19 protein-coding genes and 1 riboswitch are annotated in these 21,667 nt (G+C 31.7%); of the genes, 16 read left to right on the top strand and 3 right to left on the bottom strand.

What is annotated here, in order from left to right; all coding sequences use genetic code 11:
- Nucleotides 1–16: 16 nt before the first annotated feature.
- Genes K7H06_RS03875 through fabI form a run of 4 tightly spaced genes read left to right on the top strand, consistent with a single transcriptional unit; the run spans nucleotide 17 to nucleotide 3,890 of the window.
- A complete protein-coding gene (locus K7H06_RS03875) occupies nucleotides 17–469 on the top strand; it encodes an FHA domain-containing protein (protein ID WP_246637626.1) in 453 nt (150 codons plus the stop codon).
- Nucleotides 470–481: 12 nt separating this feature from the next.
- The gene (locus K7H06_RS03880) at nucleotides 482–1,708 is read left to right on the top strand and encodes an FtsW/RodA/SpoVE family cell cycle protein (protein WP_246637627.1); all 1,227 of its coding nucleotides are present in this window, start codon (nucleotides 482–484) and stop codon (nucleotides 1,706–1,708) included.
- A complete protein-coding gene (locus tag K7H06_RS03885; protein ID WP_223038650.1) occupies nucleotides 1,701–3,101 on the top strand; it encodes a peptidoglycan D,D-transpeptidase FtsI family protein in 1,401 nt (466 codons plus the stop codon). The genes K7H06_RS03880 and K7H06_RS03885 overlap by 8 nt, the downstream gene beginning before the upstream one ends.
- A gap of 12 nt (nucleotides 3,102–3,113) precedes the next feature.
- Nucleotides 3,114–3,890: an enoyl-ACP reductase FabI gene (fabI, locus tag K7H06_RS03890; protein WP_223038651.1), complete on the top strand. Its 777-nt coding sequence runs from the start codon at nucleotides 3,114–3,116 to the stop codon at nucleotides 3,888–3,890.
- Nucleotides 3,891–4,127: 237 nt separating this feature from the next.
- Here fabI and K7H06_RS03895 read toward each other — a convergent pair whose 3' ends face one another.
- The 3 genes from K7H06_RS03895 to K7H06_RS03905 are packed head-to-tail and all read right to left on the bottom strand — an operon-like array spanning nucleotide 4,128 to nucleotide 6,459.
- A complete protein-coding gene (locus K7H06_RS03895; protein WP_246637628.1) occupies nucleotides 4,128–4,901 on the bottom strand; it encodes a cobalt-factor II C(20)-methyltransferase in 774 nt (257 codons plus the stop codon).
- Nucleotides 4,879–5,610, bottom strand: coding sequence for an ABC transporter permease (locus K7H06_RS03900; protein WP_223038652.1), 732 nt, complete (start codon nucleotides 5,608–5,610; stop codon nucleotides 4,879–4,881). The genes K7H06_RS03895 and K7H06_RS03900 overlap by 23 nt, the downstream gene beginning before the upstream one ends.
- Nucleotides 5,611–6,459 (bottom strand): ABC transporter ATP-binding protein, encoded by an 849-nt coding sequence (locus tag K7H06_RS03905; protein WP_223038653.1) that lies wholly within the window; start codon nucleotides 6,457–6,459, stop codon nucleotides 5,611–5,613.
- A gap of 284 nt (nucleotides 6,460–6,743) precedes the next feature.
- A riboswitch (cobalamin riboswitch) is annotated at nucleotides 6,744–6,921 on the top strand.
- A gap of 136 nt (nucleotides 6,922–7,057) precedes the next feature.
- Between K7H06_RS03905 and K7H06_RS03910 the strand changes: the two genes are divergently transcribed.
- The 12 genes from K7H06_RS03910 (at nucleotide 7,058) to malQ (ending at nucleotide 21,666) form a co-directional block, all read left to right on the top strand.
- Nucleotides 7,058–8,116, top strand: a complete 1,059-nt coding sequence (locus K7H06_RS03910) for a FecCD family ABC transporter permease (RefSeq protein ID WP_223038654.1) — start codon at nucleotides 7,058–7,060, stop codon at nucleotides 8,114–8,116.
- A gap of 15 nt (nucleotides 8,117–8,131) precedes the next feature.
- A complete protein-coding gene (locus tag K7H06_RS03915) occupies nucleotides 8,132–8,893 on the top strand; it encodes an ABC transporter ATP-binding protein (protein ID WP_223038655.1) in 762 nt (253 codons plus the stop codon).
- A 65-nt stretch (nucleotides 8,894–8,958) separates the two neighbouring features.
- Nucleotides 8,959–10,704 carry a sirohydrochlorin cobaltochelatase gene (locus K7H06_RS21485; protein WP_343216809.1) on the top strand — a complete coding sequence of 582 codons (1,746 nt, stop codon included), beginning with the start codon at nucleotides 8,959–8,961 and terminating at the stop codon, nucleotides 10,702–10,704.
- A gap of 201 nt (nucleotides 10,705–10,905) precedes the next feature.
- The gene (locus tag K7H06_RS03930; RefSeq protein WP_223038656.1) at nucleotides 10,906–11,073 is read left to right on the top strand and encodes a hypothetical protein; all 168 of its coding nucleotides are present in this window, start codon (nucleotides 10,906–10,908) and stop codon (nucleotides 11,071–11,073) included.
- 17 nt (nucleotides 11,074–11,090) lie between these two features.
- Nucleotides 11,091–12,527, top strand: coding sequence for an ABC transporter substrate-binding protein (locus tag K7H06_RS03935; RefSeq protein ID WP_223038657.1), 1,437 nt, complete (start codon nucleotides 11,091–11,093; stop codon nucleotides 12,525–12,527).
- A gap of 169 nt (nucleotides 12,528–12,696) precedes the next feature.
- Nucleotides 12,697–13,716, top strand: a complete 1,020-nt coding sequence (locus K7H06_RS03940; protein WP_223038658.1) for a LacI family DNA-binding transcriptional regulator — start codon at nucleotides 12,697–12,699, stop codon at nucleotides 13,714–13,716.
- A 10-nt stretch (nucleotides 13,717–13,726) separates the two neighbouring features.
- Nucleotides 13,727–14,827: an ABC transporter ATP-binding protein gene (locus K7H06_RS03945; RefSeq protein ID WP_223038659.1), complete on the top strand. Its 1,101-nt coding sequence runs from the start codon at nucleotides 13,727–13,729 to the stop codon at nucleotides 14,825–14,827.
- A gap of 25 nt (nucleotides 14,828–14,852) precedes the next feature.
- Nucleotides 14,853–16,178 (top strand): ABC transporter substrate-binding protein, encoded by a 1,326-nt coding sequence (locus tag K7H06_RS03950; RefSeq protein ID WP_223038660.1) that lies wholly within the window; start codon nucleotides 14,853–14,855, stop codon nucleotides 16,176–16,178.
- Between the two features lie 66 nt (nucleotides 16,179–16,244).
- Nucleotides 16,245–17,108 carry a carbohydrate ABC transporter permease gene (locus tag K7H06_RS03955; protein ID WP_223038661.1) on the top strand — a complete coding sequence of 288 codons (864 nt, stop codon included), beginning with the start codon at nucleotides 16,245–16,247 and terminating at the stop codon, nucleotides 17,106–17,108.
- A complete protein-coding gene (locus K7H06_RS03960; protein ID WP_223038662.1) occupies nucleotides 17,108–17,935 on the top strand; it encodes a carbohydrate ABC transporter permease in 828 nt (275 codons plus the stop codon). The genes K7H06_RS03955 and K7H06_RS03960 overlap by 1 nt, the downstream gene beginning before the upstream one ends.
- A gap of 16 nt (nucleotides 17,936–17,951) precedes the next feature.
- The gene (locus K7H06_RS03965) at nucleotides 17,952–20,102 is read left to right on the top strand and encodes a TIM-barrel domain-containing protein (protein ID WP_223038663.1); all 2,151 of its coding nucleotides are present in this window, start codon (nucleotides 17,952–17,954) and stop codon (nucleotides 20,100–20,102) included.
- A gap of 85 nt (nucleotides 20,103–20,187) precedes the next feature.
- Entirely contained in the window at nucleotides 20,188–21,666 is a 1,479-nt protein-coding gene (malQ, locus tag K7H06_RS03970; protein ID WP_246637629.1) for a 4-alpha-glucanotransferase, read from the top strand.
- Nucleotide 21,667 lies beyond the last annotated feature (1 nt).

The following is a 21,667-nucleotide window of genomic DNA, read 5'->3' on the forward strand; positions in this document are numbered from 1 at the left end:
AATAGTAGTAGAGCAGATGAAAAACTTGGCAGGTGATGGTATGTTTAATTTATTATCTTTGATATTTCGATACATATTTATATTGATTATCTATTTGTTTATTTTAGGGATTATACGGCTTATCTATTTAGATATTAAAAGCATGAGTGGTGTAATGGATCATTATCCATATTTAAAATTAATCAATAGAAAAGACCAGTTACCTTTTAAGATTAAAGAAGTTTATACATTAGACGATACAATGACTATTGGTAGAAAAAAGAGAAATGATGTGGTAATTAATGATCCATTTATTTCAAATGAGCATTTAAAAATAACTTTGGATGAGGGAGAATATTTTGTTGAAGATTTAGATAGCGCTAATGGAACCTATTTAAATGGAGATAGAATTATGGATATTATAAAGTTAAAAAATGGAGATCGTATTAAATTTGGTCAAGCAGAATTTTTGTATGTAAGAAATGAGTAAGGAGATGTAGTGATGATCAAAAAGTTTTTCAGCTATAGAATGCCACAAAATTTAATATTTTTAATAGATATTTTAGCATTATTACTCCTTTATTTTTACAAAGATGGTTTTGATCAATTTATTTTGGTTTCTGGAATCCTATTGACTTTTATCATATATATATCTAATTTTATGCTTCTTAAAACCTCTTCCGGAGATCATTACATATTTTTGATTATGACCATGCTTGTAAGCATTGGAATTATTATGATTTATCGAATTGATCCTATGTTTGGATTTAGACAGATTACTTGGTTTGGGGTAGGGATTGCAACCTTTTTTTTATTTTATACAGTGATAAAAAACATACAAGGATGGGAAAACTTTATAAAACTTTATGTAGGTCTTTCTTTGATTTTATTTTTATCAACTTTGGTTTTTGGGGCAAAAATTAAAGGGGCTACAAATTGGATCAAAATAGGAGGATTTACCTTTCAGCCTGCAGAAATTATAAAAATATTGTTTGTATTTTTTTTGGCTGCTTACTACAGCAGTAAAGAAAAAATAGGAAATACATACATTTTTTTAGGAATTGTATATAGTTATATTGGTTTCTTATTTATTCAAAGAGATTTGGGAACGGCAATGATTTTTTATTTTGTTTTTATGACTATATTTTATATATTTGAAGAAGATAGAAAATTAATTTATTATAATATAGCAGGAGCTGTAGTCATTGGAGTACTCAGTTATTTTTTAGTGAGTCATGTAAAAGTAAGAGTGATTACATGGATTGATCCTTGGAGTTATATGGATACCAAAGGATATCAAATTACACAATCTCTATTTGCTATTGCATCAGGAGGATTTTTTGGCACAGGAATAGGGCTTGGCCATCCTGAATTTATCCCTGAGGTCCATACAGATTTTATATTTTCAGCTATTTGTGAGGAAATGGGTATTTTTGGTGGCATTGGTGTAATCATGTTGTTTTTTATTTTGGTGTATAGAGGATTTAAGATTGCCTTAGGGCAACACCATCAATTTTTTAAAATCATTGCTTTAGGAATGACAACTATGCTTGGATTTCAAGCTTTTATTATTATAGGGGGCGTAATAAAGATGATTCCATTAACAGGGGTAACATTACCTTTTGTTAGTTATGGTGGAAGTTCATTGGTATCAAGTTTTGCAGCATTAGGAATTTTACAGGTAGCGTCTGAAGAGGTGGAATTTGAAGAGGAGGAACAAAATGGATAAAACTTCTAAAAGGATGATTAAGGTTCTTATTGCTTTCAGTACCCTCTTCATCAGTTTGATGGTATACTTAAGTTACTTCGAAATTTTTCAATCATCAAAAATTGTAAATAACAATTATAATAAACGACAATGGATCAATGAAGAATATGTTCTTAGGGGGATTATTGCTGATAGAAATGGAAAAACACTCACCTATAGTGAAAAAAAGGAGAATGGGCAAGTTCGTTATTATCCATTTAAAGAGGTCTATAGTCATATTATAGGATATAGTTTTAAAGAATATGGAAAAGCAGGACTAGAATCTTCTTATAATAAGGAATTATTACATATTAAAGAAAATCCAATACAGGAAATTACAGAAAAAATTATTGGGCCAAAAGAAAAAGGAAATAATTTAATTTTAGCCATTGATCATGAGATACAAAGTTATGCAGAAGAAAAATTAAGAGGGAAAAAAGGAGCCATTGTACTCTTAAACCCTAAAAATGGTGAAATCTATGCTATGGTAAGTAAGCCAGATTTTGATCCATCCACTATAAAGAAACAATGGAATGAAATTATAGAAGATAAAAATAGTCCGTTGCTTAATAGAGCAACAATGGGTCTTTATGCACCCGGTTCTATATTTAAAACTATAACAGCTACAGCAGCCCTTGAAAATAAAGATGTAGAAAAAACTTTTGATTGTAAAGGATCTATTAATATTGATGGATATATATTAAAAGATTATAAAGGAGTTGCTCATGGAAAATTAGATATGAAAAGAGCCTTAGAGGTTTCTTGTAATGTTTTTTTTAGTCAAATAGGACTGAAATTAGGGGAGGAAAAATTAAGAAATACAGCAGAAAATTACATGTTCAATAAGCATGTCCCCTTTGATTTGCAAGTGAAAAAATCAATTTTTCCAAAGATAAATATGACCCGTCCAGAGCTGGGAGCATCTGCTATTGGGCAAGGGAAGATACTTGTTACGCCACTGAATATGGCCATGGTAGCAGGGGCTATTGCTAATGATGGAGAAATGATGAAGCCTATTTTAGTAAAGGAGGTGATTGATCCTAAGGGAAGGACGATTAAAATGAATCATTCTCAGGTTTTATCAAAGACAAGCAGTAAAGTAGTGGCTGAAGAAATAAAAACAATGATGATAAGTGTTGTAGAAAAAGGATCAGGAAAAAATGCAAGAATTAAAAATATAAAGGTAGCGGGTAAAACAGGAACAGCAGAAAATCAGACAGAAAAAGAACATGGCTGGTTTATTGGTTTTGCTCCAGCTAATGATCCGAAAGTAGCAATCGCTGTAGTGCTAGAAAACATTGGTATAACCGGAGGGAAAAGCGCAGCTCCTATTGCAAGGGATGTGATGGCGACTGCTCTAAATAGATTGAGATAAGGAGAGGGTATCATGAATACATTATTAAAGAACAAAAATATTTTAATTATGGGTGTTGCAAATAAGTGGAGTATTGCCTGGGCAATTGCAAAGGTTTTTCATAAAGCAGGAGCAAAACTAGCATTTACATATTTAGGAGAAAAAACAAAAAAAAGCATCGAGAAGCTTATGGCACAAGAGAAAATGGAAAATGTTCTTTTGATTCCCTGCGATGTGACAAAGGATGAAGAAATAGAGAATACTTTCAATACATTAAAGGATGAATTTAAAACACTAGATAGTGTTGTACACAGTATTGCCCATGCCAAAAAAGAAGAACTTGAAGGAGAATATGTAGACACATCAAGAGAAGGATATATGATGGCTCAAGAGATTAGTGCATATTCTTTGGTGGCTGTTACAAAATATGCAAAGCCTCTTATGGCCCCTGGAGGAAGTTTTGTGGCTCTTACTTATTTAGGAGGAGAGAGAGTCGTTAAAAATTATAATGTAATGGGTGTAGCAAAAGCAGCATTAGAATCTAGTGTAAAATATTTAGCCCATGATTTAGGAAAAGAAAATATAAGAGTCAATGCCATATCAGCAGGTCCTATTAAAACATTAGCAGCAAAAGGAATAAGAAATTTTAATAATATGTTAAAAGCGTTTGAAGAGAAATCTCCTATGGGAAGATTGATCGATACAGAAGAGGTAGGAAATACGGCTCTTTTCTTATGTAGTGATTTAAGTAGTGGGGTTAATGGGGAAACAATTCATGTGGATTGTGGTTATCATATTTTAGGATATTAATAGGAATTATAGCAAGCTTTTATTTTCACTCTAGATATAAATTAACTAACTTTTTATATTTATAGGTAAACAATTTCGAAATTTTAAATTTGGCGTTTATCTTGTTGATTTAATTGTTTTATGAACGAGGCTACAAAATGAGCATTTATTAAAATTATAAGCACCTTAAAGATGGAATATTAATATTTATATATAAAAAAAGAGATAAAATCTAGTGATTTTATCTCTTTTTTTATATTATTTATTTTCTTTATTAATCAATATAGTTGAGAAATAGGAGATTTGATCTTTGCTGATATTTTCTAGATTATGATAAACTACTTCACGGTCTTGAGAAGAATTACTCACAAGGATACCATATTTAATTAAATCATATTTTTTAAGTTTTTCAATGATCTCTTTAAAATTTTTATATACTTTCATTAATACGATAGAATTATAATTTTTTAATGTAAAATCAATTTTTTCTTCATCAGCAGTACATGGAAGGACTACTAAAGCTTCTCGATCCATTACAAGAGGAAAGTTTTGACTTGACGCAATATTTGAAAGAGCACTGATTCCTGGGATCGTTTCTATTTCTATTTTACCTCTTAAAAGTTCTAGAACATAAACATAAGTACTATAAAGCATTGGATCTCCTAATGTGATAAAGCCCACGTTTTTTCCACTCTTTACGTCTTTTTCTATTTCATTTGCAATTTCCTTCCAAGCATTGATTCTTTCTTCATCATTAAAATTCATTGGAAAATGTCTTTGTTTTATTTCTGTTTTAGGTAAAACATATTCCTTGACAATAGATAAAGCTAAACTTTCTCCACCCTCTTTTGGTTGTGGAGTGAAAAGGATATCTAATTGTTTAATTGTATTAACTGCTTTTACTGTAACCAAAGAACTATCTCCTGGTCCTGTACCAATTCCATAAAATTTTGACATAAGTTTTGAACGAATACTTAAATTGTATTCGTCTGCCCCCTTTCTAAATGTGTTATACTTCTCTATAGCTTGCATATACGCCTAAAGCGTAAAGGACTAAAAAGTAGATGAGTAGTATGAATATTGAAAAATAATTTGTGATTCCTTTTAACGCAATATTTCTTAGACTCATTATAGCATGGGTAAGTGGTAATATTTCTATGATTTTTTTTACAATATAAGGCATCTTCTCTAATGAAAAAAATGTTCCACATAAAAAGGTCATAGGTGTAATCACAAAGCTTGTGAAACGATTCATATCATAATGAGTGTTAATAACCATTGCTGCAAAATATCCAAAAGCAGCAAAGAGCATGCTATTTAAGAAGCATATGAGTAAAAAAGAAAATGTAATATTGATGTGAGCACCAAATAGGTAAGAGACTAGCAAAATGATACATCCTGCATAAAAACCACGCAATGCCCCAGCGATCACATATCCTAGTGTTAATAAATACATATTTACAGGTGCTGTTAGATAATATTCAAAGCTTTTTTCATGAAGCCTTGCTACAGAAATTCTAATAGATACAGCATTAAAGCTTGTATGCATGGTAGACATGGCAATGATTCCAGGAATAATATAATGTAAATAACTATATCCTTCCACTGAGACATCTGATCCTAGTCCCCATCCAAAGGCTAATAAATATAATAGAGGAGTGATGACCGCAGAAGAAGTAATTTTAAAAGCTCTTTTCTTAAAAAAAGAAAATTCTCTCCAGAGTATTGTAAAAACTTCCATTTATCGTACCTTCCTATTCGTAAAATTATAGAAAACATCTTCTAAATTTGTATTTCTTAGTATGTAATGATCATTCAAGGAATGGGCATATTCTTTTGCTTCTTCCATAGAGCCGAAATACTTATATTCTGTTGTTTTTTCTGTGTTAAAATACTCAACAGTGAATTTGCCAAGATTATCTTTTAAACTTTCACTTGTAGAACAATGGAATATTTTTCCTTGATCCATCAGTCCTATCTGATCACAAAGATATTCAGCTTCTTCAATATAGTGGGTTGTAAGAATAATGGTTTTTCCCATATCCTTCATGCCTTTTAGCATATCCCATATTTTTCTTCGATTATTTACATCAATTCCTACAGTAGGCTCATCTAAAAAAAGGATATCTGGATCATTTACTAAAGCTTTAGTAATCATTAATTTTCTTTGCATTCCACCAGACAGCTTTTTACTAAGTTTATTTTCGATGGGTTTTAGATCTGAAAATTTTAATAGTTCTTCAACCTTATTTTCTTGTTCTTTTCCTCTGAGTTTATAAAGTTTTGCAGAAAAAATAAGATTTTCTTTTACTGAAAGCTCTTTATCAAGATTCATATGTTGAGGAACAATGCCAATTTTACTTTTGATAAAAGTATTATCCCTAGACATTTTTTGATTTTCAATATAGATCGTTCCACTACACGGTTTTAATAAACCTACAAGCATTTTAATAAGGGTAGTCTTTCCTGCACCGTTTGGACCTAAAAGACCAAAAAAGCTTCCCTTTGCAATGTTTAGGTTTAAACCATTAACTGCTGTAAAATCTCCATATTTTTTTGTGACTTTTTTTATTGCAATAATATTATTCATTGCTGCCTCCTATTTTAAAATTCCCTTATAACTCTAACAGAATAAATACAATTAATCAATATGAGCTTTTGAAATTAAACCATGTAAAAAATAAGCAGTTGCATTCTGTTTTTATATACCCTAAATTTATAAATATCATACAACATTTATAAAAAAGTCTTAGTATAAAAGATTTTTAAGATTTAATGTTTAGTTTTTGAAATACATATAAACAGATTATAAAAATATGCACCTCATATTGACATGCTTTTTATCATTCTATATAATTAGAGATGTCATTGACAATTTCATACAAAATATTAGGTTTCTTAATAGAATGAAAAGGGAAAGTGGTAAAAGCCACTGCAGCCCCCGCTACTGTGAGGTGGATGAAACTTTAAAATCACTGGAGCTTATGCTCTGGGAAGGTTAAGGAGTAAGACGAAGCCAAGCCAGGAGACCTACCTAATATGAATATTCGTTCTTTCGGAGGGAAAGTGAAATATACTAGTGAAAAATGGGCATATTGTTTGTTTATCCATTTTACTGTGTACTTAGAGCTTTCGTAGAAGCTCTTTTTTTATGGAAATTTTATGAAAACTTTACCAATGGAGGAATTATGGAAAATCATTTCGCTTTAACGTTGAAGCAAAAACAATACAAGGAAAAAATCATAGGATTTTGTTTTTTAGTTTTATTAATCATTACTTTTTTCTCATCTGTTAATTTAGGAAAAGCAGATATTGGTGTTTATGATGTTATAAAAATTATTTATGGAAAGATTACAGGAAATGAAAATGTTTATAGTTCTATAAAAGATTCTTATGCAGCAATTGTTTGGAATATAAGGTTTCCAAGGATTCTTATAGCAATGATCGTAGGAAGTGGATTAGCTGTTTCTGGGACTGTGTTTCAATCATTACTTATGAACCCATTGGCAGATTCTTATACTATGGGTGTCTCATCAGGGGCAGCATTTGGAGCAACAATTGCGCTTTTTATGAATATGTTTATGGATCATTTTCAAGTTTCTATAACTCTGTGTGCTTTTATTGGTGCATTTGTAACCTTAGGGGTTGTAATTTCTATTGCTAAGGTAAAAGGGGTTCTAAGCTCTTCAAACTTGATTATTGCGGGGATTATTGTGACGAGTATTCTTTCAGCAGGGATTAAGCTTTTAAAGAGCTTGGCAGGAGAAGATGTGGCGCCCATTGTTACATGGTTAATGGGAAGTTTATCAGCAAGAAATTGGCAGCATGTTTTTATGAGTTTTCCTATAATTATACTGTGTATTATTGTGTGTACATATTTTTCAGAAGACTTGAATCTTCTTTGCTTAGGAGAAAAAGAAGCAAAATTGTTAGGAATTGATACAGCACGTGTGAAAAGAATTTTTTTAATCTGTGGTTCACTTATTACGGCTGTATGTGTATCAGTAAGTGGGATTATTAGTTTCATCGGTTTGATTGTTCCACATATGCTTAGATTTTTAATTGGGTCAGATAATCGTCTTTTGATTCCTCTTTCAGCATTACTTGGTGCAGAATTACTATTAGTAGCGGATACAGGTGCAAGAGCATTGATGAATGTGGAAATTCCTGTAGGTGTTTTAACAACACTACTTGGAGGGCCATTCTTCATATACATCTTTATGACGCGAAATAAATCGTTGCACTAAAGAAGGAGGATATCTATGTATAAAATAAAAAAATTATTTTTCTCTTATGATGATAAAGAAATTTTAGAGGATGTGAGTTTTTCTATGGAAAGTGGAAAGCTTACTACGATTATTGGTCCAAATGGTTCAGGAAAAACTACCCTATTGAGCTTGATTACAGGACAATTTAATACATATAGTGGAGAAATATATTTTCAAAATAAATTATTAAAAGATTATAGTATAAAGGAATTAAGTCAAAGAATAGCCCTAGTTTCTCAAAATGTAGATATTCGATTTCCCTTTACATGTCTTGAAGTTGTAATGATGGGAAGAAATCCATTTAAACCTCGGATGAAGCATTTAAACAAAAAAGATATGGATATCGTATTTGGGTGTATGGAGATGACAGAAACCCTTAAATTTTCAGACACACCTATTACAGATTTGAGTGGAGGAGAAAGACAACGGGTGATGCTCGCAAAGGCTTTAGCCCAAACACCACAAGTTTTATTTTTAGATGAAGCTTTTTCGAATATGGATATTCAGTATACTATTCAGTTTTTAAACCTTTTAAAGGATCAGATTAAAAAAGAAAATCTTACGGTTATATCTATTATGCATGATTTGAATTTAACACATATGTTTAGTGATCGAATAATAGCTTTGAAAAATGGAAAAATTGAAAAGTATGGGAAAACCCAAGAGGTAATGACACCAAAATCTATAAGAGATTTATTTGGTGTAAAGGTAAGAAAAACGCAAGAGAATGGCTTAGTCATTCTTCCAAACTTATAATAATAGCGTATTGGCAGTTTTAACTTTATTGTTAAAACTGATTAAAAAATAAAAGGGGTGGCATGATGAAAAAATTTAGAGTTTTAAGTTTTATGCTAGCACTTATGCTAGTTGTAGCAGGATTTGCAGGTTGTGCAAAAAAAGAAGCTGCTGCAGATAAGGCACCAGCACAAGAGGAGAGTAAAGAAGTGAAAAAAGCAATCTTAGTGACAAGTTTTGGAACAAGCTATGCAGATACAAGAAAAGTTACAATTGAAGCTGTTGAAGAAAAAATAGCAAAAGCATTCCCAGAATATGAAGTAAGAAGAGCATTTACTTCTGATATTATCATCAAAAAATTAAAAGAAAGAGATAATATAGAAGTAGATACAGTTGTTCAGGCAATGGACAAATTGAAGGCAGAAGGATTTAATGAAGTGATTGTTCAGCCATTACATATTATGCCAGGGGCTGAGTATAGTGATATTAGAGAAGAACTTAGAAAATACAATGATGGTACTTTTGAAAAATTTGTATTAGGAAGACCAATTCTAACACATCAAGCAGATTATCAAGTGGCTGTTGATGCATTAAAAACACAATTACCAGAGCTTAAAGAGGACCAGGCTGTTGTAGTAATGGGACATGGAACAGAGCATCCAGCAAATGCATGTTATGCAGATTTACAAAATGTAATTGATAAAAATGATTTAAGTGTTTATGTAGGTACTGTAGAAGGATATCCAGCACTTGATGATGTGATTAGAAAATTGAAAGCTGATAATATGAAAGAAGTAACACTAATGCCATATATGGTAGTTGCAGGAGATCATGCGAATAATGATATGGCAGGAGATGAAGAAGATTCATGGAAGACAATCCTTAAAGGGGAAGGGTTTACTGTAAACACTTATCTTCATGGATTAGGTGAAAATGAAAAATATCAAGATATTTATGTAGACCACGTAAAAGTGGCGATTGAAGGAGAAGGAGAAGTTATTCCAGAGCCAGTTGAAAGCGTAGAGAAAGGAAATTGGCAAGAAGGTAAAAAAGGAATGCTTGTAGTAAGTTTTGGAACAAGCTATGCAGATACAAGAAAAGTTACAATCGATGCAGTTGAAGAAAAAATAGCAAAAGCATTCCCAGAATATGATGTAAGAAAAGCATTTACTTCTGATATCATTATCAAAAAGTTAAAAGAAAGAGACAATATTAGTATTGATACACCAGAAGAAGCTCTAAATAAAATGAGGGAAGAAGGTTTTGAAGAAGTAGTTGTTCAACCTCTTCATGTAATTGCAGGTGCGGAATACAATGATTTATTAGAAGTAGTAAAGAACTATGAAGAAAAAGCATTTAAATCAATAAAAGTGGGAACACCAATTTTAAATACTCCAGCTGATTACAAGATAGCAGTAGAAGCTTTAAAAGAACAATTACCTAAATTAAATAATGACCAAGCGGTTGTACTTATGGGACACGGAACACATCATCCAGCAAATGCAAGTTATGCGTGTTTACAAAGTGCAATTGAGGATCAAGGATTAAATGTATTAGTAGGAACTGTAGAAGGATACCCTGCGCTAGAGGATGTTATAGAAAAATTAAAAGCTAAAAATATGAAAGAAGTAACATTAATGCCTTATATGCTTGTTGCAGGAGACCATGCAAACAACGATATGGCAGGAGATGAAGAAGATTCATGGAAGACAGTCCTTAAAAAAGAAGGATTTACAGTAAACACTTATCTTCATGGATTAGGTGAAAACAATAAATATCAAGATATTTATGTAGACCATGCAAAAAAAGCAGTTGAAGGGGAAGAAGAATAAAGAAATATAACAAGTAAATGAGATATCTCATTTACTTGTTGTTTTATGTAGGGAATGTTGTTAAAATTTATATATATTTGCAGATATAGCTATATGTTAGCAAGTTAAAATTGTATTTTGCTAAAAGATGTTTATAGCTGGTAGTAATCGTTTAGAGGGGAGAAAATAGGAGAATTAAGATTAGATATGGAGGGATGGGGCGTGAAGCTATTAAAATTGACAGCAATACTATTTGGTATAGGTGCTGTGGCTATGATGATACCCGTTTTATTATGGATATTGATTCCTATAGCATGGATTTGCTGGGAACCAATCTTATTGAGTGTTAGTGAAGGTTATGATTTTTTAAATCAAAAGAATAATTGCTAATAAATGGAGGAGGAAAAATGAAAAGAAAAATATCTGCGTTATTGGTTTTAGTATTGATTGTGAGTCTTTTAGGAGCTTGTTCGAAGAATGAAAGTGCAAGTGCAGATGTAGTAAAAAATAATGAAGGTAGTAGTAATATTCAATTGGAAGATGACTCAGGGAAAATGATTCAAATGGATACACCTGCTACAAAAATCATCTCATTATATTCAGCCCATACGGAGAATTTATTTGCTTTGGGACTGGATAATGAAATTATTGGAATTGGAAGAAGTGATGCTTATCCTGCAGCAGTAATGACGAAAGATCGATTTGATTATCGAGCAGATCCAGAAAAGGTTATTGCAGTAGATCCAGATTTGGTATTGATTCGTCCACGTATTAAAAAAAGTAATCCTGAATTTGTACAAGCTTTAGAAAATGCAGGGATTACTGTGGTTTCTTTATATCCAGATAAATTTGAAGAATTTCCTCATTATATTAAAAAACTAGCAATTTTAACTGGAAAAGAAGATGTAGCAGAAAAGTTGCTAACAAAATTTGATAGTGATTTAAAAAATATGGAAAACATGACAAAAAACATGAAGAACAAAGTAAATGTTTTCTTTGAATCTACAGAAACAGAATATCGCACAATTACCAAGGATTCAATGGCTGCAATGGCAATTAAACTTGCAGGAGGAAATAATATTGCAGCTGATGCAAAAGCAACTCGAAAAGGAACAAGTATTGCAAGCTATGGAGAAGAAAGAATTTTAGAAAAAGCAGACCAAATTGATGTATACGTTTCTCAAAGAGGTGCTATGAATAGTGGAGGAAATCTACATTCTATTTCTATTCGTCCTGGATTTGATACGATCAAAGCTGTTAAAGAAGAAAGAGTATATACCATCAATGAAAAATTAGTTTCAAGTCCAACCTTTAGATTTTCTAAAGGCGTATTAGAACTTAGTCGTATGTTTTATCCAGAAGAAATGGATAACTTAGATGAATTTAAAAAAGAAGAACCATTAACAAGAGCACAATTAGCAAAGATGGCTGTAAAATTTAAACATAAAGGAATCTTTGCACCTACATCAAAATATTATAAAAAAGAACGTAAAGGACATAGCTTTGGAACATTCAAAGATGTTACAATAAATGATCCTAAATTTGATTATATTGAAACAGCAGCTTTATCAAGTTATGTAGATACAGACAAGGACCATTTCTATCCAGATAAAAAGGTGACAAGAGATGAGTTTGCTAAAACCCTTTATATGCTTACAGATTTAAAGGACCAAGAGGGAACCGTGAATATAAAAGATATAGACAAAGCTGAAAATGATAGAATTGTTGAGATTGTTGTAGAAAATGGATTGATGACACTAAAACAAGGAAATTTTATGCCTACTGAAATGATAACGGAAAAAGAAGCAGTAGAAAGTTTGGAGAAAATAAAAGAGATCAAGTAAAGATATAGTAAAAAACATCTATAAGCTTAGTAGAGGCTATAGATGTTTTTTTATTTACAAAATCAATAAAAAAGTTTGAAAATTTTTAGAAGTGTGGTATAATAAAAATGGAAATTGGAAACGTTTCCAGTAACGTTTCCGAAAACGTTACCAAAAGAGAGGTTTAGGTATGAAAAATTTCAGCATAAAAGATATAGCAAAGATTGCAGAGGTAGGTGTAAGTACTGTATCTCGTGTTTTAAATAATCATCCAGATGTTAAGGATGAAACAAGAAAGAAAGTATTAAAGGTAATACAAGAACATAATTATATTCCTAATAATAGTGCAAGAAATTTAAAAAGAACTAGTTCAAAAAATATTGGGGTATTAGTAAAAGGTATGTATAATCCATTTTTCTCTAAAATGATTCGGTCTATTGAAGAAAAAATTGATGAAGAAGGATATTCTATGATTCTTCACTATAATGATCATAATACCAATGATATTGAAGCCGCTATAGAACTTATAAAAGAGAAGAAATTAAAAGGATTGATTTGTCTTGGAGGTGATTTTGATAATTTAGAAGAAGAACAATTGACAAACTTAAAGACACCCATTGTTCTTACATCTATCAATATTACTGAGAAAGTAAACAAGAATATTTTTTCTAGTGTCATTATTGAAAATGAAAAAGCAGCATATGAGGCAGTAGATTATTTATGTAGATTAGGGCATGAAAAAATTGCAATTATTACTACAGGAGAAGGAGATAAAAATGTTGGAAAGTTAAGATTTGAAGGTTATAAAAAAGCATTATCTGAAAATCAGATAGATTATAACGAACAATTCTTAGAATTCGGACACTATACGTTTGAATCTGCATTTGATGCTATGAACAAGTTGTTGGATAAGGATTTGGGATTGACAGCAGTTTTTGTTACTTCTGATATTATGGCTATAGGTGCTTCAAAGGCAATATTGAGTCGAGGATTAAGAATCCCAGAAGATATTTCTGTAGTAGGATTTGATGGTATTGAATATTCAAAGTATTTTCATCCATCTATTACAACTGTGAAGCAACCAGTAGAAGAGATGGGTCAACGAAGTATAAAAATTTTGTTAGGACTCATTAAGAATAAGAAAAAACATGAACATATGGTTTTTGATACAGAGCTATTGATCAGAGAATCTTGTAAAAAATTATTGTAGGAGGAAAGCCATGTCAAAAGTAGTGTTAAAGGGAGTAGAAAAAGTTTATCCAAATGGTTTTAAAGCTGTTCATGGAATAGACTTAGAGATAAATAATGGAGAATTTATGGTTTTTGTAGGGCCATCAGGATGTGCTAAATCAACTACATTGAGAATGGTTGCAGGACTTGAAGAAATCAGTGGAGGAACCATTTCTATAGGGGAAAAAATCGTCAATAATATTCCACCTAAAGACAGAGGGATTGCCATGGTTTTCCAAAACTATGCATTGTATCCTCATATGACTGTTTATGATAATATGGCTTTTTCATTAAAAATGAAGAAAACGCCTAAAGATATCATTGAAAAAAAAGTAAGAGGAGCAGCAAAAATTTTAGATATAGAAAGTCTATTAGATAGAAAACCTAAGCAGTTATCAGGAGGGCAAAGACAAAGGGTTGCTGTAGGAAGAGCCATTGTAAGAGATCCAGAAGTGTTCTTATTTGATGAACCATTATCTAACTTAGATGCAAAGCTAAGAGTGCATATGAGGGTTCAGTTATCACAGCTTCATAAAGAACTAAAAACAACTATGATTTATGTAACTCATGATCAAGTAGAAGCCATGACTATGGGAGATAGAATTTGTGTAATGAATTTAGGGAAAATCATGCAGGTTGATACACCACTAAATTTATATCACTATCCAGCCAATAAGTTTGTGGCAGGTTTTATCGGTTCTCCAGCTATGAATCTTGTGGAAGGAGAATTGATTAAAAAAAATAACAATATAGCTGTAAAAATAGGGGGGATGGAGTTAGATTTACCATTAAGCAAAATTGAAAAAATAAAGAATCATGTGGGTAAAAAAGTATGGTTCGGTATTAGACCAGAGTATATAGGTATTAGGAAACATGAATCTTGGGAAGCTGTAAAAGGTAAGATTGATGTACTAGAGCATATGGGAAATGAAACCTTCATATACTTTAGGGTGGGAGATTTACAAATGACAGCTAGAATAGATTCTTTAGATTCCAAAGAATTGATGATTGGAGCCGAGCAACGCTTTATGATTAACATGGAAAGATGTCATATATTTGATTATGACAGTGAAAAAAATATAAGCTTATAAAAATTAATTTTAGGGGGAGACAATTATGTTCAAATCTAAAAAGATATTAGCTTTAGTTATGACAGTCATTATGAGTATGATGTTGTTTGCTGGTTGCGGATCACAAGAGAAAAAGGAAGTAAGTGAAGGCAATGACAAGGTAGAGGTTAACGTTTTCCAATTCAAGGTTGAAATTGCTAAAGAATTAGAAGAAGCTGTACTTGCATATGAAAAAGAACATCCAAATGTAAAGATTAATATTCAAACTGTTGGTGGTGGAGATGATTATGGTGCTGCATTAAAAGCAAAATTCCAATCTGGAAGCGAACCAGATATCTTTAATGTGGGTGGACCACAAGATGTAAAAGATTGGGCCAATAAGCTAGAAGATTTATCTGATCAACCATGGGTAGATTTAGCCCTTCCTGGGATATTATCAGGCGCTACTATGGATGAAAAAGTATTTGCATTGCCTTTTAACATTGAGGGATATGGATTTGTATATAACAAAGGTATTTTTGAAGCAGCAGGAATTGATGTTTCTAAAATTCTAGATTATAAAAGCTTAGAAGAAGCTGTAAAAACTTTAGATGCAAAAATTAAGAGTGGAGAGTTAAAGGAAAAATATCCTCTACTAGAAGCTGTATTTGAATATCCTGCTAAAGAAACTTGGGTAACAGGTCTTCATACTTCAAATACTGCACTAGGTCAAGAATTTAGTAGTTCTATTGAAGCGTTTAATGCAGAGAAGGTTGAGTTTAAATATGGAGAGGGATTAAAGAAAATAGTTGATTTACAAGCTAATTATTCATCTAATGGAGATGAAAGACAAAAATTAAATGCTGTTGATTATACAAGACAAGCAGAAGAAGGTTTAGCAATAGAGCGTGTTGCAATTATTCAGCAAGGAAACTGGGTATATGGAAAAATTAAAGGGGTAGATGAAAAGGTTGCAAACAACTTAGATATTCTTCCAATGCCAATTGAAGGAGCAAAAGAAGATTGTATTCCTGTTGGTGTACCAATGCATTGGGGAGTGAATAAGGACAGTAAGGCTGAAGTAAAGGCAGCAGCTAAGGATTTCTTAAACTGGCTATATACATCTGATGCAGGAAAAGACTATATTGTGAATAAATTCTACTTTATACCACCACTAAAAGGATATGAGAATCTTGAACCTAAAGATCCACTAGGAAAAGCGGTTAAGAGATATGCAGAAGCTGGAAAGACTACTCCTTGGGTATTTATGGGATATCCAACAGGATGGGGAATGGAAGTTTTAGGAAATGACATTCAAAAATATTTAGCTGGAGAAGTTACTTGGGAAGAAGTAGTTACGAATACGAAGGCGCAATGGGAAAAAATGAGATAATGTATATTGTATGGGGGATATATACCAAGAGTATATAACCCCCATAAAGCTATAAAGGAGGATCATATGAAAAATTCGAAATTTTGGTTTAGCTTTTTTGTAGGACCTATTTTGTTTGCATTTATCGTAGTAGTGATTATACCAATGTTTATGGGGATTTATTACTCCTTCACAGATTGGAATGGTATAGGAAACACTGCAAATTGGATTGGACTTAAGAATTATATAGATGTATTTAAAGATAAGGATTTTTTAAGTGCTTTTATATTTACTGCTAAATTTGCTGTTGTATCTGTAATTACTATCAATTTAATGGGGTTTGGTTTAGCATTGCTTGTAACAAGAGGATTAAAAATCAGTAATTTTTTAAGAAGTGCTTTCTTTATGCCAAATTTAATAGGAGGACTTATCTTAGGATTTGTATGGCAATTTATTTTTACAAAAGCCTTTGATTCATTAGGAAGGCTATCTGGATTAGGATTTTTGGAAGGTTGGTTAGCTGATCCAACTACAGGGTTTTGGGGTCTTGTCATATTGATGTCATGGCAAATGGCAGGATATATGATGGTTATTTATATTGCATCTCTAGAAAGTATCCCCGAGTCTTTAATTGAAGCTGCAGAAATAGATGGGGCAAATGCTTGGGAAAGGTTGATTCATATAACCATTCCTTTGGTGGCACCAGCCTTTACTGTTGGATTGTTTTTAACATTATCGAACTCCTTTAAGTTGTATGATCAAAACTTGTCATTAACAGGAGGAGGACCATACAATTCTACCCAAATGTTAGCCATGAATATTTACAATACAGCCTTTAAATTTGATGATTTTGGTTTGGCACAGGGAAAAGCAGTTATATTTTTGATTACGGTAGCAGCTATTTCATTAACACAAATTTATTATAGTAAGAAAAGGGAGGTAGAAATGTAATGAAAAGTAAAAAGAGAAATAAAACATTTGTGCTGATTATTAGTATTTTACTTGGGATTTTGTTTTTATCACCCTTTTATATTATATTAAGTAATTCTTTTAAAACGCAAAAAGGAATTTTCTTAAATGTAATGAGCCTTCCCTTTGGTGATTTTTTTACTTCAAATAATTATATTGAAGCTTTTAGGGAACTTGATTTTATCCATTCGTTTTTAAATTCATTGTTTATTACAGTATCTAGTACAATCATTATTGTCATATTTGCTTCAATGGCAGCATGGATGCTTGTTCGAACAAAAACAAGATTTAGTTCATTTTTATTTTTCGTATTTGCAGCAGCCATGTTGATTCCTTTTCAATCTGTTATGTTACCTCTTGTAAATATTATGGGGAAATTAGGACTTTTAAATCCTGTGGGGCTTGTATTTATGTACCTTGGATTTGGATCTAGTTTATCTATTATATTATACCATGGATTTATTAAGAATATTCCAAAGGAATTAGAAGAGGCTGCAGTCATTGATGGTTGTAATAAATTTCAAGTGTTTTGGTATATCATATTTCCACTATTAAAACCTATAACTGTAACGGTGAGTATATTAAATACTATGTGGATATGGAATGACTTTTTACTTCCTCAATTAGTCATTAACAAACCTGAGTGGCATACCATTCCACTAAAGATGTTTTACTTTTTCGGCCAACATTCAAAGCAATGGCATTTGGCATTAGCAGGACTTGTAATAGCAATGATTCCTATCATTATATTCTACTTTATAGCCCAAAAACATATTATCAAAGGGGTTACACAAGGTTCCATAAAATAGGATGAGGAGAGATAACGTGACTATATATGAAATCAATAAAGATGTAATAAAATATAGATTTGGAAATCCCATATGTACCCATGCAGTTATGAAGGATGGTATTGAAAAAAAAGAGAAAGATCTACCATTTTTTCAACTAGAACAAGGAGAAACCATTCAGCTTCGTTATAAGATGAAGGTTGATGATATAGTACTAGGACTAGGAGAGAATCAAAGAGGCATGAACAAAAGAGGAGGGATCTATGAATCCTTTTGCTCAGATGACCCACTGCATACATCAGATAAAAAATCCTTATATGGTGCACACAATTTTTTGATGATTGAGGGAACGGAGAAATTTGGGGTTTTCATTGATCATCCTGGGAAGATAATCTTTGACGTGGGATTTACCCATAAGGATTATTTAGAAATTCGTATAGATGATCATGATGTAGATATTTATATGATTAAGGGCAACAATCTTAGAAAAATTGTAAAGAACTTTTTAAATCTTACTGGGGACGGGTATGTACCTCCTAAATGGGCCTTTGGATATCAGCAGTGTAGATGGAGTTATAAAGATGCTAATGAGGTAGAAAAAATTGCAGATCTATTTTTTAAAAATGATATTCCATGTGATGCTATTTATTTAGATATAGATTATATGGAAGACTTCAAAGACTTTACTATTAGTGAAGAGCGGTTTCCGAATTTTAAAAGCTTTGTAGAAAAGATGAAACAAAAAGGCTTTCGATTAATTCCTATTATTGATGCAGGGGTAAAAATTGAAAAAGATTATGATGTTTATGAAGAGGGTGTAAAAAACAAGTACTTTTGTGTAGATGAAAATGAAAAGCCTTTTGTGGCTGCAGTTTGGCCAGGAAGAGTACATTTTCCTGACTTTTTAAATCCTGATGTGAGACGTTGGTTTGGATTAAAGTATAAAAATTTAATTGATTGTGGTATTGAAGGTTTTTGGAATGATATGAATGAACCGGCAATTTTTTATACGGATCAAGGACTAAAAAAAGCAATAAAGCATGCAAAGGAATCAGAAAATGAGAATTTAGATATCTATACATTTTTTAGTCTGAAGGATACGTTTGTGAATCTATCTAATAATATAGAGGATTATAAGAGTTTTTATCATAGGCTGGATGGAGAACTTGTGAGTCACCATAAGGTGCATAATCTATATGGTTATAACATGACAAGAGCTGCAGCAGAAGGCTTTAGGGAGATTGATCCAAATAAAAGATTTTTATTATTCTCAAGATCATCCTATATAGGTATGCATCGCTACTCTGGTATATGGACTGGAGACAATCATTCTTGGTGGGAGCATATACTTCTAAATATAAAGATGATGCCGTCCTTAAATATGTGTGGATTTTTATATAGTGGTGCAGATACAGGTGGATTTAATGGAGATGCAAATGCTGAGTTAATCATAAGATGGAGTCAATTTAGTTTGTTTACGCCACTTTTTAGAAATCATTCAGCAATGGGAACAAGATCTCAAGAGCCATTTGCATTTGATGAAGAGAGTAAAAATATTATAAAAAATACAATAAAATTAAGATATGCACTGATTCCTTATATTTATTCTGAATATATGAAGGCTGTTATCAATAAGGACATTTATTTTTCACCCTTATCTTTTGAATATGATGATGAAATGTCAAAGCGGGTAGAAAATCAACTTTTAGTGGGAGATTCTATAATGATTACACCTATCTATGAAGAAAATGCAAAGGGGCGAAATGTTTATCTTCCAGAGGATATGCTTTTATGGAAGGTAGAGAATTACAATGATAGAAACTATCAGGTACTAAAGAAAGGACATATGTATTTGGATGTTGACTTTAGGGAGATACCTATATTTATAAGAAAAAATAAGATGCTGGTTTTAGGAAAAAGTGCTAATAATGTAGAAAGTATTGAGAATGATGAATTACATGTAATTGCCTTTGTGACAGATCAAGCAAAATACAGCTATTACGATGATGATGGAAAAAGCTATGATTATAAAGAAGGAAAATATAGTGAAATAGTCATTGAAATTGAGAAAAAAAATGAAGAATATCATATAAAAATTGATCCTAGAGGAAATAAAAAGGTTGAAAAATTACATTTTGAGATAATCGATAGGGAAGGAAAGGTTACTAAGAGAACAATCAATCTCTAAATTTAGGATAGATCAATTAAACATAAAAAACTATATTTAGATATTAAAATTATGTGTCTAAACATAGGATATGAGGAGAATGAATATGATTACAAGAAGCAGTGGCATATTAATGCATATTACCTCGTTACCTAGCCCTTATGGTATCGGAACATTTGGAAAAGAAGCCTATGAATTTATAGATTTTTTAGTAAAGAGTGGACAAAAATATTGGCAGCTATTGCCGCTGGGGTCTACTGGATATGGAGATTCTCCCTACCAATCCTTTTCAGCTTTTGCAGGGAATCCATATTTTATAGATTTTGAATCCTTAGAAAAGGATAGACTTTTAAAAAAAGAGGATTATGTAGATTTAGATTTTGGAAGGGATAGAGAAAAGGTAGATTTTGAGAAAATATTTAAAAACAAAATGGCTGTTTTAAGAAAAGCTTTTGAAAATGGGAAAGAAAAATATGAAGAAGATATGAAAGGGTTTAAAGAGGAAAATAAAGATTGGATAAATGATTATGGATTATATATGGCTGTAAAAAATCAATTTCATTTAAAGCCATGGCAAGAATGGGATGAAGATATTAAGTTAAGAAAAAAAGAAACCATAAAACATTATGAAGAAATATTAAAGAATGAAATCAATTATTGGGTATTTTTACAATTTCTATTTTTCAAACAGTGGAAAACTTTAAAAAAATATGCCAATGAAAAAGGGATACGAATTATTGGAGACCTTCCTATTTATGTAGCGGAAGATAGTGCGGATACATGGGCAAATAGTGAAATATTTTTGTTAGATGAAGAAAAGAAACCTATTAAGGTTGCAGGATGTCCTCCAGATGCTTTTTCTGTAACGGGACAGCTATGGGGAAACCCAATCTATAGATGGGATTTTTTAGAACAAACAGGTTATGAGTGGTGGATTCACCGGATTAAGGATAGTTATAAGCTCTATGATATTTTAAGAATAGATCATTTTAGAGGATTTGAATCCTTCTGGCAAGTTCCTTATGGGGAAGAAACGGCAGAAAATGGGGAATGGGTAAAGGGGCCAGGAAATAATCTTTTTTATGCTATTCAAGAAGCATTAGGTGATATTGATATTATTGCGGAAGATTTAGGCTATTTAACCCAAGAGGTAATAGAGTTTAGAGAAGAAACAGGATATCCTGGTATGAAGGTATTACAATTTGCATTTGATACAAGGGAAGAAAGTGACTATCTACCCCATAATTATGATAAAAATTGTATCGTTTATACGGGAACTCATGATAATGATACGGTTTGTGGGTGGTTTGAAAACACGAAAAAAAGTGATGTGAATTTTGCAATTAAATATTTAAAATTGAATGAAGAAGAGGGCTATCATTGGGGATTTATAAGAGGTGCATGGAGTTCTGTGGGAAATTTGGCAGTAGCACAGATGCAGGATTTTTTAGGCTTAGGCAGTGAAGCTAGAATGAACATTCCATCAACAATAGGTGGAAATTGGCAGTGGCGAGTGAAGAAAGAAGATTTAACAGATCAACTAGCTGAAAAGATTTATAAAATAACAAAGCTATATGGAAGGTAGG

It is taken from the genome of Crassaminicella profunda (assembly GCF_019884785.1).
Taxonomy (GTDB): domain Bacteria; phylum Bacillota; class Clostridia; order Peptostreptococcales; family Thermotaleaceae; genus Crassaminicella; species Crassaminicella profunda.